This is a genomic window from Haloarchaeobius salinus, assembly GCF_024464185.1.
Classification (GTDB): Archaea; Halobacteriota; Halobacteria; order Halobacteriales; family Natrialbaceae; genus Haloarchaeobius; species Haloarchaeobius salinus.
Window position 1 is genome coordinate 776,340 of the sequence record NZ_JANHAU010000002.1, and the last position, 12,473, is coordinate 788,812.

A 12,473-nucleotide genomic window follows, 5' to 3' on the forward strand; every position below is an offset into this window, starting at 1 on the left:
AACCGCCGTCCGTCGGCTCCGCGGGAGCGTGGCACACCGACGGACGGACCCTTGTGCCGCCTGTTCGCCCCTACGGGTTCAGCCCCTTCAGCGCCGACCGGAGGAGCACCAGCACGGGAATTATCTCCAGTCGACCGACCCACATGTTGAACAGGAACAGCGTCTCGGCGACGGCGGGCATCTCCGGCCCCGTGATGCCCGTCGAGAGGCCGACGTTGCCCTGCGCGCTGGCCACCTCGAACAGCGCGTCGGCGTAGCTGAAGTCGGGACCGGTCACGTTCACCAGCACGAGGCTCGACACCAGCAGGAGGATGACCCAGAGCAGGCTGACGATGGCCGCCTCGGCGAACTCCCGGTTCATCGCGTCCTCGTCGAGCCGCCGGTCGCCGATGACCGCCGTGACGACCGCGCTCTGTGGCAGGAACACCCGCGAGAACTGCCACTGGATCCCCTTCGAGACGGTGTAGCCCCGGATTATCTTGATGCCGCCGACGGTCGAGCCGGCGGCACCGCCGATGGTCATGCCCATGGAGAGCACCAGCTTCCCCCCGTCGGACCACTGGCCGATGGGTGAGGACTGGAAGCCGGTGGCGCTCAGCGCGCTCACCCACTGGAACGTCCCGTCCCGAATGGCGTCGAGTTCGGCCGTCGAGAGCATCGGGACCGGTGAGGGGACGGTCGCGCCGTAGCCTCCCGGTACGAGGCCGACGAGGAGGTTCTGTGCGGAGAGGACGACGATTCCTGCCGCGAACAGCAGGAACAGCCAGCGCGTCTGGACGTCCTCGTACAGCTCCGACCACGCGCCGTTCGACAGCACCGCGTAGTGGATGGGGAAGGCGATCGCGCCGAGTGCCATCACCGGCAGCAGGACCGTCTCGACCAGCGGCGAGTTGTACGACTCAATCGAGTTGTCCGTCACGGAGAACCCGCCCGTCGACAGTCCGGTCATCGCGTGGTTGAGCGCCTGCCAGAACGTCTCGAACAGCGGCAGGTCCTGGGTCCACCAGAGTGCGAAGAAGAGGACGCCGATGGAGAGCAACGTGTAGCCGACGAAGATCTTCCAGACGGTCCGGACCGTCGAGACGACCGACGGATGGATCTTCTCCTCGCGGGCCTCGGAGCGATAGAGCGCGTAGCTCCCGCTCCCGGGCCGCGAGAGGATGGTGACGGTGAGGACGATGACGCCGACGCCGCCGACGTACTGGATGAGCGAGCGCCACCACTGTACCGACCGCGGGAGCGACGGCTCGTGGGCGGCCATCGTGAGCCCGCTCCCCGTCCACCCGCTCATCGACTCGAACATGGCGTGCAGCGGGTTCCGGAAGTAGAGCAGGCTGGACCGGCTCGTCGCGCCAGCGACGGTGACAGGGTCCCAGCTCGCTCCCGCCGGTACGTAGCCGGCCATCGTCGCGACCGGCGTCAGCCAGGCGACGAAGAAGAACGCCAGCCCGCCGAAGATGGCGGTCGCGAACCAGCCGCTGGCCGCGATGACCATCCCGTGTTTCATCTTCGGGTCGGGTGCGTCCGCGAACAGCCGACGACACCCCTCGCCGACGCCGGCAGCGACGCCGCCGGCCAGCAGGAACCCCAGTGCGGGCGCGAACTCGCCGAACAGGAGGGCGACGACCACCGTCAGCGACAGCAGTCCCGCCTGCATCAACAGTAGGGTCCCCACGTCGCGGAGGATGACGGCGAGGTCGGCGGGGACACCCGCGATTCGTTGGTTCCGGGGCATCTACTCCAGCTCGTGGTCCTCGAAGTGTCCGAACACGTCCGTCACACCGGGGGTCGCGCCCTCGGCGGCGTAGACGGTCAGCAGGTCGCCGGCCTCGATACGGGTGTTCCCCCGTGGCGTTATCGGCGTGCCGTCAGTGTCGCCGTTGCGCTCGATGGCGACGATGAGGACGTCCTCGTCCAGCAGCCCCTGTTCGTTCGCCTCCTGGAGCGTCACGCCGGCGACGGGTGCGCGTGCGTCGACCGTGATCTCGAACACCTCGGCAGTGTCGCCAACCTTCATGTAGTCCTTGATGGAGGGTCGCTTCACCGCGCGGTAGAGGTACTCCGCGATGAGGCTCTGGGGGTTCTCCATCGTCGAGATGCCGATGCGCTCGAACAGCTTCATGTGTTCGGGGTTGTGAACGACGCTGACGATGGCGGGGACGTCGTGCTCCATCGCGAGCAGCGAGACCATGATGTTCGTCGCGTCCTGGTCGGTCGTCGAGATGAGGGCGTCCGCGCGGGCGATGCCGGCCTCCTCTAGCGTCTCGGAGACGGTCGCGTCGGCGTTGAGGACGAGGCAGTCGTAGCGTGTCGCAGCAGCCTCGGCCTTCTCGGGGTTCCGTTCGACCACGACGACCTCGTTCCGGTCACCCGTGGCGATTTCGATGAGCGGGGTCCCGATGTTCCCCGCGCCGACGATGATGACGTACATGCCTGCCCGCTTCCCACGGGACGAAAGAAAAGCTACCGTTCGGTCGCTACTGCGGGGTCTCGTAGTCGCCGCCGTACCGGAGGAACAGGTACGCGAGCGAGAGCGTCGTCAGCATGGCCGCGACGGTACCGACGGCGAGCGACATCGCGCTGTCGGGCAACGTCGGACCGCCGCCGCCGCTGGACGGCGGGGAACCGGTCTCGTTGACGATGATGGTACCGACCATACCGAGTCCGGCGTGGGGCGTGCACTCGTACTCGTAGGTGCCCATCGTCTCGAACGTGTGTTCGTACGTGAATCCGGTGTTCTCCGTGGGCTGGTGGCCCTCCCAGGTCGCGCCATCCGGAACCGACGTGGGGGCGATGTTGTGGTTGTCCGACTGCCAGTTGAACGTCACCGTCGTCCCCGGTGCGATGTAGAGTGGCTCCTCCGTACCGGGTGTGTACACGTAGTCGCCGTCCGGGCCGACCGCGACGGTCGCGCTGCCGCCGCCGCCACCGCCTTCGCCCTCCTGTGCGGTCGCGACGCCTGCGGACGCGGCGGCGGCCGTCGCGCCGGCCGCTCCCTGCAGGAATCGCCGACGCGAGACCGGTGTGTCTGAGTTCATGAGCGGAGGTTAGGGACGCCCCGTACTGAATTCTTCGATACGGGTCACAGCGTGTAGTCGTGGGTACCGTCCTCGCTCGCGAGGAACGCGGCGGTGAGGTCGATGGCACCGGCGATGTCGTCGGCGTGGGCGACCTCGGTCGGCGTGTGGAGGTACCGCGTCGGGATGGAGACCGCACCGACCGGCACCGACCCGTGTGCGCGCTGGAGGCCGCCGGTGTCGGTGCCGCCCGCGGGGAGCACCTCGAACTGGTGGTCGATGCCTTCGCCCTCGGCCACCTCGCGCAGGCGACGGTGGACCTTCCGGTTCGTGATGACCGATGAGTCCTTGAGCTTGATCGCCGCGCCCGCGCCGAGGTCGGTCACGTGGTCGTACTCGTCGAAGTCGCTGAGGTCGTTCGCGACGGTGGTGTCGAGCGCCAGCGCGAGGTCGGGGTCGAGGTCGACGCCGATCGTCTGTGCGCCCCGGAGGCCGACCTCCTCCTGGACGGTGGCGACGAAGTGGATGGTCGCGGCGGGGTCGTCGACGCGCCGGGCGAGCTCCAGCAGCGCGAACACGGAGACGCGGTTGTCGATGGACTTGCCGGAGATGCAGCCCCCGAGCGGTTCGGTCCGCTGGTCCATGGTGACCAGGTCGCCGACGTCGACGCGCTCTTCGACCTCCGCTTTCGGGAGTCCCACGTCGACGCGTACGTCGTGGACCTCGCGCTCGTCGTCGTCGCTGCCGCCGGTGTGGGGCGGGACGGAGCCGATGACGCCGGGGAGCTTCCCCTGCTCGGTCTGGACGACGACGCGCTGGGCACGGAGCACCTCGGGGTCCCAGCCGCCGAGCGCGTCGATGGCGACGAAGCCCTTCTCGTCGATGCGGCGCACCATGAAGCCGATCTCGTCCATGTGGGCGGCGACGACGACCTCGTGGTCGGCCTCGCCCTCGACGGTGCCGACGACGTTGCCCATCGCGTCGCTCTCTACGTGGTCGACCTCGTCTTCGAGTTCGCGCCGGACGATGTCGCGGACGTTGCCCTCGTAGCCGGGTGGGCCGTGGGTCTCGGTGAGTTCGGCGAGGAGGTCGTAGTCGAAGTCGTAGTCCATGCCACGGACTCACGGTCGCGCGGACAAAAGCGAGTCGGAAGCGGTCGCGGGCGTCGGTATCGCCCGGCCGACTCAACGACGCAGTCGTGCGAGCCGGCCGACGGTGAACAGGTCGCGCTTGATGAGCGCGAAGCCGGCGAAGATGACGACGAAACCGAGCAAGGTGGTCCCGTCGACGACGCTCCCGAGGACGAGCCAGGCGACGGCGGTCGCGACGACGGGTTCGAGGTAGCCGACGAGGTTGAGCTCCGTGGGGCCGAGGCGCTCCAGCAGCTCGAAGTAGAGCAGGAAGGCGACGACCCCGGAGGCGAGCGTGAGGTAGGCGAGCGACGCGACGGCGGTGCCGGTCCACTCGATGGCGAGCACGGACTCGCCGCGGACGGCGCTGCCGACGTGGAGGACGGCGGCACCGAGGAGCATCGCCCAGGCCTGCTTCGTCTGGACCGGGAGCCCGGTGTCGAGCGGTCTGGTCAGCACCGAGCCGAGCGCGAAGCTCGTCCCGGCACAGAACACGAGGAGTACGCCGACGAGACTGGACGAGAGGGCACTCCCCGGTTCGGGTTGGACGACGACGACGACGCCCGCGATGCCGACGAGGAAGCCGACCGCGCCCAGGGGCTGGAGCGGGTCGTCGACCGCCAGTGCGCTCCCGAAGCCCGCGGTGAGGATGGGCGAGAGGCTGATGACGACGGCGGCGACCGCGCCGGAGACGTGTTGTTCGCCGAGGTAGAGCAGCGCGTGGTAGGCGGCGAAGACGAACAGCGCGGTGACGCCGGTCTGGAGCCACTCGGTCCGCCCGCGGGGTCGCCAGCGGTCGACCGAGATCACCGCGTACGCGAGTACGAGCACGCCGGCCACGTCGTACCGGAGCGCCGCGAACAGCAGCGGTGGGAAGTGGTGGAGACCGATCTCGATGGCGACGAACGACGCACCCCAGAGAGTGGCCAGTAGTACGAACAGTCCGCCAGTGTTTGGGACTGCTTTCGACTGAATCGATTCTATCATGGTATAATCTGCAACCATGGTGGTATAAAACTGGTTCGAACTAGTGGCCCAAGAACAAAGTATTGTAGCGTGTTCTGGGATAGAGTTGAACCTGGTTCGAATAAATCTGTATTTGAGGGAGAAAGAACCTATACCGTGGCATGCCAAAGATTCTTTAGCACGGCGTCGGACGGGAGACCATGGACGAGCGCGACATCAGGCTCCTGAAGGCCATCGCCGAGCTCGGGACGGGGAGTCCGGACAAGCTGCACGAGGAGACGGGTATCCCGGTGTCGACCATCCACTACCGGCTGAACAACCTGCGGGAGGACGGCATCGTCGAGAACGACCTCTACGACATCGACCTGGACGAGTTCGGGCTGAGCGTCACCGTCATCGTCGAGGTGCTCGCGGACTACAGCGGGACACACTCCGACGTGGCCGCAGGTATCCGCGACATCGAGGGCGTGACACAGGTGTTCTCGACGATGGGCGAGACGGACTTCATCGCCATCGCACGCGTCGGCGACGCCGACACGGTCGGCGACCTCATCCGGTCGTTCGAGGAGGTACCGGAGATCGAGCGGACGAACTCGACGTACGTCATCGACACGCTCTGGGACGACGCACGGGGGCTGAACAGCTACAGCATGGAGACGCTGCTCGCGGAGTTCACGGACGACTGAGAAGCGAAAGAGTCAGTGGCCGACCTGCGGGTCCTCGGGGAGCTGCCGGCGCTGCTCGCGGAGGTGGGCGGGCATCTCCTCGTAGACGTGCTCGAACATCTCCTCGGGCTCGTAGCCGGTGTGCTCCTCGGCGGCGTCGACCGCGCGGGCGACCTCCTCGGTGGCCCACTGGTCGACGGCCTCCTGGTCCTCCTCGCTCCAGCCGAACTCCTCCTCCAGATAGGTCCGCGAGCGGTCGAGCGGGTCCTCCTGCAGCCAGTCGGCGGCCTCGTCCTCGTCGCGGTAGACCGAGGGGTCGTCGGTCGTCGTGTGCGCGCCGCGGCGGTAGGTGACGGCCTCGATGAGCGTCGGGCCGCCGCCGTTCTTGGCCTTCTCCAGCGCCTCGCTCACGACGTCGTGCACCGCGAACACGTCGTTGCCGTCGACGCGGACGCCGTCGAAGCCGTACGCCTGGGCCTTCTGGGCGATGGTGGCGCTCGCGGTCTGGCGCTCGCGCGGGACCGAGATGGCGTAGCCGTTGTTCTGGCAGAAGAACACCGTCGGCGTGTCGAAGACGCCGGCGAAGTTCATCCCCTCGTGGAAGTCACCCTCGCTCGTCGCGCCGTCGCCGAAGGAGACGAGCGAGGCGACCTCGTCGCCCTTGTACTTCGCCGCCATGCCGACACCGACTGCGTGGGGCAGCTGCGTTGCGATGGGGATCGCACTGGTGAACGTCGTCAGGTCGTCGCCGTCCTCGCGGTCGACGTACTGGCCGTCGCCGAGGAGGTGGAGCAGGACCTCGCGCAGGTCGATGCCGCGCTCGACGAACATCGCGTGGTCCCGGTAGGTCGGGAACAGGTAGTCCGAGTCCGCCATGGCGGCGGCCGCACCGACCTGGGCCGCCTCCTGCCCACGCATCGGGGCGTAGGTTCCGATGCGGCCCTGGCGGTGGAGGCTGATCGCCTTCTCGTCGAATGTCCGTGCGAGCACCATGGACTCGTAGAGCGCTTTCGCCTCGCTCTCACCGAGCTGGCGGTCTCCGACGGCGGAGCCACCCGGCGACATCACACGGACCAGGTTTTCAGCCTCACTTGACATTGGGATTCACCTGAGAGTCTATCGGACAATCGGGCCTATACGTAATAAAACATCGCCCTGGGCTCGTTTCGGTGTGGAATTTACAGCCATATTTATATGCTGTTCGGGACTCGGTCAGAAATTGTCGATGAACGCCCGCGGTACTCTGACGATTCGTAACTCGTGCGCCGGAGTCACAACCCTTACGCGGGGGCGCATCGAGGGGGCGGACATGAGCAACTGGATCGGTCGCACCTTCACGAGCGACACCGGGTGGGACCACCTCGAGACGCTGGTCGACGTCGGCAACCGCATGGCCGGCAGCGATGGCGAACGCGCCGCTGCGGAGGCAACGCGCGACGCGCTCGCCGAGGCAGGCGCACGCGATGCACACCTCGACGAGTTCGAGATACAGGGCTGGGAGCGTGGCGACAGCGAGATTCGAGCCGCCGACGCGACCTACGCCGACGCACACGAGTGCATCGCGCTCCCACGCAGCCCGGCCGACGAGGTCGCCGGGGAGCTCGTCGATCTCGGCCACGGCCTCCCCGAGGACTTCGAGGGGACCGACTGCGAGGGCAAGGTCGTCATCGCCCGGAGCGACGTCCCCGAACACTACGACCGCTACCTCCACCGCCGGGAGAAGTACTACCACGCCGTCGAGGCGGGTGCCGCCGCGTTCGTCTACCGGAACCACGTCGAGGGCTGTCTCCCACCGACGGGCTCCGTCGGGACCGACGAGTCACCGGTCGGCGACATCCCCGCCGTCGGCGTCTCCGCCGAGACGGGCGCGCAGCTGGTCCGCCGGCACGAGGGCGAGGCGCTCACCGTCGCCGTCAGTGCCGAGACGCCCACTGCCACCAGCCAGAACGTCCACGCCGAGCTCGGCCCCGACACCGACGAGGTCGTCTACGTCACCAGCCACGTCGACGCCCACGACATCTCCACGGGCGCGATGGACAACGGCGCGGGCACCGCGATGGTCGTCGAGCTCGCACGCATCCTCGCCGACCTCGAGGCCGACCTCGAGACCCGCGTCCGCTTCGTCGCCTTCGGTGCCGAGGAGGTGGGGCTCGTCGGGTCCGCGCACGAGGCCGACCGCGTCGACCTCGACGACGTGAAGGTCGTGGTCAACGCAGACGGCGTCGCCCAGGGCCGCGACCTCGCGCTCTACACCCACGGCTTCGACGAACTCGACGACGCCGTCGAGACCGTCGCCGACCGTTTCGAACACCCCGTCGAGACCGTCCCGAAGCTCGGTCCCCACAGCGACCACTGGCCGTTCACGAAGTGGGGCGTCCCCGGCTACCACGCCTACGGCAAGTCCGGCGGCTCGGGCCGCGGCTGGGGCCACACCCACGCCGACACCCTCGACAAGCTCGAGGTACGGGACCTCCGCGAGCAGGCCATTCTGCTGGCCGCACTCACCGTCCAGGTCGCGGCCGAGTCGTTCGAGATTCCGCACAAGGAGCCCGAGGAGATCGCCGAGGCCCTCGAGGACGAGGACCTCGCCGAGGGCATGAAGATCACCGGCGACTGGCCCTACGGCGAGGACTGAGTCGGAGTTCGGTTCCCGTCTCGACAGCCACCGTGTACGGCTGTTGGTGATCTTCCACCACCGGCGAGCCTGCGAGCGGAGGACAGCGTGACGACGGAGGCGTCTCGCCAGTCGCGGGAGTCGAGCGCCTCGGGGGGTGTTGTCGACTCAGGTACTTCCTGCGTCAGGCGGGGCTCGCCGGCTGATCCCGTCACCAGTCCCTCCCACGAACACGAACACCGATGCTATCGGGAGCGAGTTGTAGCCTTTTTGTCGGCGCGGGCGCGAGTACTCACCATGGAGAGTGCCGCCCGCGACAGCGACGAGCCGCCGACCGTCGGCGTCGTCGGGGCAGAGCAGGACACGGTCGAACGCATCAGGGCCGCCGTCGCGGAGGCGAACGCGGTCCCGCTGGCTGGCGACGCGACCAGCGTCGGTGACGCGGCGTTCGTCGTCGCCGGCGGCGAGCGGGCGCTCGGCGAGCTGGCGAGCGCGGAAGTCGACGTGCCGGTGCTGGCGGTCGATGCGGGCGCTGGCGTCCGGTCGGTGGCTGCCGCGGACGCGTCGGCTGCCATCGCGGCCGTCCTCGACGACGAGATAGCGCGGACCACGCGGCGCGCGTTCGCGGTCCGCGTCGGCGACGAACGCCACCAGGCGGTGTTCGACGTGACGCTCGTGACGACCGAGCCGGCGCGCATCTCGGAGTACTGCGTGGCGGCCGGCGGCGAGGTGGTCTCGCAGTTCCGGGCGGACGGCGTCGTCGTCGCCACGCCGGCCGGGAGCCGCGGCTACGCCCGCGCTGCGGGTGGGCCGGTCGTCGCCGGAACCGCGCCGGTCGCCGCGGTCGTGCCGATCGCGCCCTTCGCCATCGACACGAACCACTGGGTCGTCTCGAACGAGGACGTGGTCCTCTCGGTCGAGCGCGACGAGGGCAGCGTCTCGCTGCTCGTCGACGACCGGGCCGTGGGCACGGTCGACCCGGCGGCACCGGTCCGACTGTCGCCCGGGCACGAACTCGAACTGCTCTGTCCACCCGGGAGCCAGCCACCGTGGTAGACGGCTTTGGAAAAACTCTAATGTCCTACCGTCCGAGGTTGGAGTATGGACCCAAACGTGATGCTCGGCCCGCTCGACCAGCTCGGGCGCGAGGTCGTCGCAGGCGTGCTGGTTATCGAGTTCGTCCTGTTCGGACTCGTCGTCACCAACATGCTGACCCGATTCCTCGCGTACCGCCGTAACGTCGCCGAGGCGGCCGAGGAGGACGTCGAGTCGCTGAGTCGGCACCCGCTGCACGAGGCGACGAACGTGCTCCTCCTGCTCGGAACGTTCTACTACACCACCTACGAGCCCCACGGCGGCATCGTCCTCTCGATGTTCATCGTCGGCCTCGTCATCACCGACGTCTTCGAACACGAGGTCCGCAGCGTCGACCTCCGCAAGGACGACAAACTCCGCGCACCGAAGGGTGCCCTCGGAATCTCCGTGTTCACGCTCGCCTACGCCGGCTTCCAGTCCCTGTTCTTCCTCGTCTCGGACTACTGGGGCGCTATCGTCTGAGGCCGGCCCGCTGTTCTGCCGCCTTCGCCAGCGACCCAGCCCGCGGCTCGACGGTCGGTCCGTGAAGTGCGTTCCCGCGGTGTCGCTCCACGTCGTCCGCCTGCTGGTTCGGCGACGAGCACCGCTCGCTCTGGTTCGACCCGCCATCGTCCGCTCACTCCCGTCAGTGCAGCCGTGTCCCCGCTCCGCTCTCCCGCTGGTACCGTGCCCCGATACCTCCCCGGGCTCCCGGTCACGGTCCGACACTTGCGCGACGCCCGGGACGGACTGCAGGAACCAGTCGGCGTGAAGACGACGGCAGCAGCACGGCTCCGCGACGAGACGACCGCGACCGCAGAAGTCGACGCAGTTAGTTGGCGAACCGTGCGCGCGCCTGGCGTGCCATCGGGAGGACGACCCAGAACGTCAGCGCACCCAGGATCATGAACCAGAAGAGGCCCTCCTTGACGATGAGGGCGATCGCCTCCAGTGCGCTCGGGTCCGCCGGGTCCGCACCGAGGAGCTGGGTGTCCTCGAAGCCGGGGGTGTTGTACCAGCCGGCGAGCACCATCCAGATGAGGCCGGAGGCCGTCGCGATGGCCAGGCCCTTCATGAATTCGTCAGCCATTGTCGGATTCTTCGTCGGTGTCGTCTTTAGACTTTCCCATTCCCGCGGTCCGGAAGCGCGTTGAGAACGCGTAGATGGCCGCGCCCGCGACGATGAGACCGAGCCCGAACAACGCGAGCACCAGGTTCACCTCCGAGAGCGCCGCGCTCGCGTTGTTCGTCGCGGTGTCGAGCACGATGAACCCGAGGATGACGCCCGTCATCGCGAGCATGGTCGCGAACACCGTGACCGTCTTGTACAGCCGCATGGGCACCTCGACCTCGCGGCTGCGGAAGCCCGACGACTCCTCGGACGCTGGTGATTCGGGCGGCTCTCCGGTGTCTGCGTCGTCCATGGGAGGAAGGAGGTGGTTACTTCGGCGGCCGGAGACGGTAGTACCGGCGGTTCAGGCTGTACATGTACCCCTCCTGCATCGCCCGGAGCACCGTGTAGGCGATGAGTCCCAGCACGGGCGGGATGAGGAACGTCAGGTCGAACAGCAGGTGCGAGTCCATCGGCAGCAGGTTCTTGACCGACAGCGCGGCGATGGTGAACGCGAAGGCGACACCCATGACGCCGATACCGGCCCAGAACGGCTGCTCGACGGGGCGGCGCGCGCTCCCCTTGTTGAGGAACGGCACTATCGCGATGAAGCCGACGACGACGATGTTCGCGACGACACCGTAGGTGCGGTCGGCCATCAGCTTGCTGCCGCCGAGGATGGACAGCTCGGGGTTGAGCGGGCCGAGCTTCAGCAGGCCGAACGACCAGTACAGGTACCAGTCGGGCAGGATGATCGCCGGCGTCGAGGACGGGTCGGCCGGCGGGCCGATGTGCGGCGGGAGCGTGGCGGAGAGGAACAGGATGAGCCCGACGAAGAAGCTCGTCAGGGCGAAGTTCCGGATCATCTCGTGTGGCCACGCGGGGAAGCCGAGCACGTCACGCTCGACGTAGTCGGACTCCATCCGGAGGTCCTGGTCCTCGCGGCGCGCGCGCTCGAAGTACTCGTAGGTCAGCCGGGAGAGACCCTGTGTGCGCTCCTTGCGCTCGCTCCACGTGGGGGTCTCGTCGTCCGGCGCGACGATGCCGGTACCGCTGCCGTCTGCGATGGGTTCGGAGTCGTTGTCTTCTGGCATGGTTCTATCAGTGCGGTTCCGCGATACCCTGCATCCAGACGATGCCGATGTGCAGTGCGATCAGCGTCGTCACCACGAAGGGCAGGACGAACACGTGCAGGATGTACATCCGCTGCAGCGTCGACTGCGTCAGGGTGAAGCCGCCGAAGATGAGCTGTGCGACCCACTCGCCGGCGAGCGGGATCGAGAGCGACATCTCGACACCGATCTGGCCCGCCCAGAACGCGAGCTGGTCCCACGGGAGCAGGTAGCCCGTGTAGCCGAACACCATCGTCAGGGAGATGAGGATGATGCCGAGGATCCAGTTCAGCTCGCGGGGCTCCTTGTACGCGCCGGTGAAGTACACGCGGAGCATGTGCAGGAACACGGCCGCGACCATCACCTGTGCGGACCAGCGATGGAGCGACCGGAGCATGAACCCGAAGTTCAGGTCCTGCATGATGAACACGATCTGGTTGTACGCCGCCGACGGGTCCCCCGCGGTCGACGGGGAGTAGTAGAATCCGAGCAGTGCACCGGAGATCGCTGCCACCACGTACGCTATCGTGGAGAACGACCCCAGCGCGTACAGCGGGTACCAGTACCAGAACTTGTTGTCGAGGTTGTACTGCTCGGTGTGGCTCTTCGGCATCTGGAGGTTGACCTTGTAGTACAGGTCCTCCAGCAGCTCCAGGTAGTCGACGACCCGGAGGCGCTTGTCGAGCCAGATGAGCGTCATCAGGTACGTCTTCTCGACGGGGGTGAGGTCCTTCGTCTTCATCCACCCCGTGTGGTCGTACTCGTCTTTCTTTTGCAGACTCAT

General features: G+C 67.6%; 14 protein-coding genes. 4 read left to right on the plus strand and 10 right to left on the minus strand.

Annotated features, from left to right (window positions below):
- Positions 1-70: 70 nt before the first annotated feature.
- The 5 genes from NO345_RS10560 to NO345_RS10580 form a co-directional block, all read right to left on the minus strand.
- On the minus strand, positions 71-1,735 hold the full coding sequence (locus NO345_RS10560) for a TrkH family potassium uptake protein (protein WP_256299006.1): 1,665 nt from the start codon (positions 1,733-1,735) through the stop codon (positions 71-73).
- A complete protein-coding gene (locus NO345_RS10565; RefSeq protein WP_256299008.1) occupies positions 1,736-2,431 on the minus strand; it encodes a potassium channel family protein in 696 nt (231 codons plus the stop codon).
- Positions 2,432-2,477: 46 nt separating this feature from the next.
- Positions 2,478-3,038 (minus strand): plastocyanin/azurin family copper-binding protein, encoded by a 561-nt coding sequence (locus NO345_RS10570; protein ID WP_256299010.1) that lies wholly within the window; start codon positions 3,036-3,038, stop codon positions 2,478-2,480.
- 44 nt (positions 3,039-3,082) lie between these two features.
- On the minus strand, positions 3,083-4,129 hold the full coding sequence (locus tag NO345_RS10575) for a M42 family metallopeptidase (protein ID WP_256299012.1): 1,047 nt from the start codon (positions 4,127-4,129) through the stop codon (positions 3,083-3,085).
- Between the two features lie 72 nt (positions 4,130-4,201).
- Positions 4,202-5,134, minus strand: coding sequence for a DMT family transporter (locus NO345_RS10580; RefSeq protein WP_256299014.1), 933 nt, complete (start codon positions 5,132-5,134; stop codon positions 4,202-4,204).
- 179 nt (positions 5,135-5,313) lie between these two features.
- Between NO345_RS10580 and NO345_RS10585 the strand changes: the two genes are divergently transcribed.
- Entirely contained in the window at positions 5,314-5,799 is a 486-nt protein-coding gene (locus NO345_RS10585) for an Lrp/AsnC family transcriptional regulator (protein ID WP_256299016.1), read from the plus strand.
- A gap of 12 nt (positions 5,800-5,811) precedes the next feature.
- On the opposite strand, the gene pdhA is transcribed toward NO345_RS10585, so the two are convergent.
- Positions 5,812-6,876 carry a pyruvate dehydrogenase (acetyl-transferring) E1 component subunit alpha gene (gene pdhA, locus NO345_RS10590; protein WP_256299018.1) on the minus strand — a complete coding sequence of 355 codons (1,065 nt, stop codon included), beginning with the start codon at positions 6,874-6,876 and terminating at the stop codon, positions 5,812-5,814.
- Positions 6,877-7,087: 211 nt separating this feature from the next.
- Here pdhA and NO345_RS10595 point away from each other — a divergent pair, with 211 nt between their 5' ends.
- The 3 genes from NO345_RS10595 (at position 7,088) to NO345_RS10605 (ending at position 9,949) form a co-directional block, all read left to right on the plus strand.
- Entirely contained in the window at positions 7,088-8,413 is a 1,326-nt protein-coding gene (locus NO345_RS10595; protein WP_256299019.1) for a M28 family peptidase, read from the plus strand.
- A 276-nt stretch (positions 8,414-8,689) separates the two neighbouring features.
- Positions 8,690-9,448, plus strand: a complete 759-nt coding sequence (locus NO345_RS10600; protein WP_256299021.1) for an NAD(+)/NADH kinase — start codon at positions 8,690-8,692, stop codon at positions 9,446-9,448.
- Positions 9,449-9,493: 45 nt separating this feature from the next.
- Positions 9,494-9,949 carry a DUF7313 family protein gene (locus NO345_RS10605; protein WP_256299023.1) on the plus strand — a complete coding sequence of 152 codons (456 nt, stop codon included), beginning with the start codon at positions 9,494-9,496 and terminating at the stop codon, positions 9,947-9,949.
- A 349-nt stretch (positions 9,950-10,298) separates the two neighbouring features.
- Here the strand turns inward: NO345_RS10605 and NO345_RS10610 are convergent, their stop codons facing one another.
- From NO345_RS10610 to NO345_RS10625, 4 genes are read right to left on the minus strand one after another with little or no spacing between them, the layout of a single operon-like run.
- Positions 10,299-10,556 (minus strand): DUF7314 family protein, encoded by a 258-nt coding sequence (locus NO345_RS10610; protein ID WP_256299025.1) that lies wholly within the window; start codon positions 10,554-10,556, stop codon positions 10,299-10,301.
- Positions 10,549-10,890, minus strand: a complete 342-nt coding sequence (locus NO345_RS10615) for a DUF7315 family membrane protein (RefSeq protein ID WP_438266764.1) — start codon at positions 10,888-10,890, stop codon at positions 10,549-10,551. The genes NO345_RS10610 and NO345_RS10615 overlap by 8 nt, the downstream gene beginning before the upstream one ends.
- A 16-nt stretch (positions 10,891-10,906) precedes the next feature.
- Entirely contained in the window at positions 10,907-11,671 is a 765-nt protein-coding gene (locus tag NO345_RS10620; protein ID WP_256299027.1) for a cytochrome b family protein, read from the minus strand.
- 7 nt (positions 11,672-11,678) lie between these two features.
- Complete coding sequence (locus NO345_RS10625) at positions 11,679-12,473, minus strand: cytochrome b (protein WP_256299029.1); 795 nt, start codon at positions 12,471-12,473, stop codon at positions 11,679-11,681.

Excerpts from the sequence above, each read along its gene's own strand:
- NO345_RS10560 (WP_256299006.1), bottom strand. The coding sequence starts at position 1,735 with ATGCCCCGGAACCAACGAATCGCGGGTGTCCCCGCCGACCTCGCCGTC.
- NO345_RS10565 (WP_256299008.1), bottom strand. The coding sequence starts at position 2,431 with ATGTACGTCATCATCGTCGGCGCGGGGAACATCGGGACCCCGCTCATC.
- NO345_RS10570 (WP_256299010.1), bottom strand. The coding sequence starts at position 3,038 with ATGAACTCAGACACACCGGTCTCGCGTCGGCGATTCCTGCAGGGAGCG.
- NO345_RS10575 (WP_256299012.1), bottom strand. The coding sequence starts at position 4,129 with ATGGACTACGACTTCGACTACGACCTCCTCGCCGAACTCACCGAGACC.
- NO345_RS10580 (WP_256299014.1), bottom strand. The coding sequence starts at position 5,134 with ATGATAGAATCGATTCAGTCGAAAGCAGTCCCAAACACTGGCGGACTG.
- NO345_RS10585 (WP_256299016.1), top strand. The coding sequence starts at position 5,314 with ATGGACGAGCGCGACATCAGGCTCCTGAAGGCCATCGCCGAGCTCGGG.
- pdhA (WP_256299018.1), bottom strand. The coding sequence starts at position 6,876 with ATGTCAAGTGAGGCTGAAAACCTGGTCCGTGTGATGTCGCCGGGTGGC.
- NO345_RS10595 (WP_256299019.1), top strand. The coding sequence starts at position 7,088 with ATGAGCAACTGGATCGGTCGCACCTTCACGAGCGACACCGGGTGGGAC.
- NO345_RS10600 (WP_256299021.1), top strand. The coding sequence starts at position 8,690 with ATGGAGAGTGCCGCCCGCGACAGCGACGAGCCGCCGACCGTCGGCGTC.
- NO345_RS10605 (WP_256299023.1), top strand. The coding sequence starts at position 9,494 with ATGGACCCAAACGTGATGCTCGGCCCGCTCGACCAGCTCGGGCGCGAG.
- NO345_RS10610 (WP_256299025.1), bottom strand. The coding sequence starts at position 10,556 with ATGGCTGACGAATTCATGAAGGGCCTGGCCATCGCGACGGCCTCCGGC.
- NO345_RS10615 (WP_438266764.1), bottom strand. The coding sequence starts at position 10,890 with ATGGACGACGCAGACACCGGAGAGCCGCCCGAATCACCAGCGTCCGAG.
- NO345_RS10620 (WP_256299027.1), bottom strand. The coding sequence starts at position 11,671 with ATGCCAGAAGACAACGACTCCGAACCCATCGCAGACGGCAGCGGTACC.
- NO345_RS10625 (WP_256299029.1), bottom strand. The coding sequence starts at position 12,473 with ATGAGTCTGCAAAAGAAAGACGAGTACGACCACACGGGGTGGATGAAG.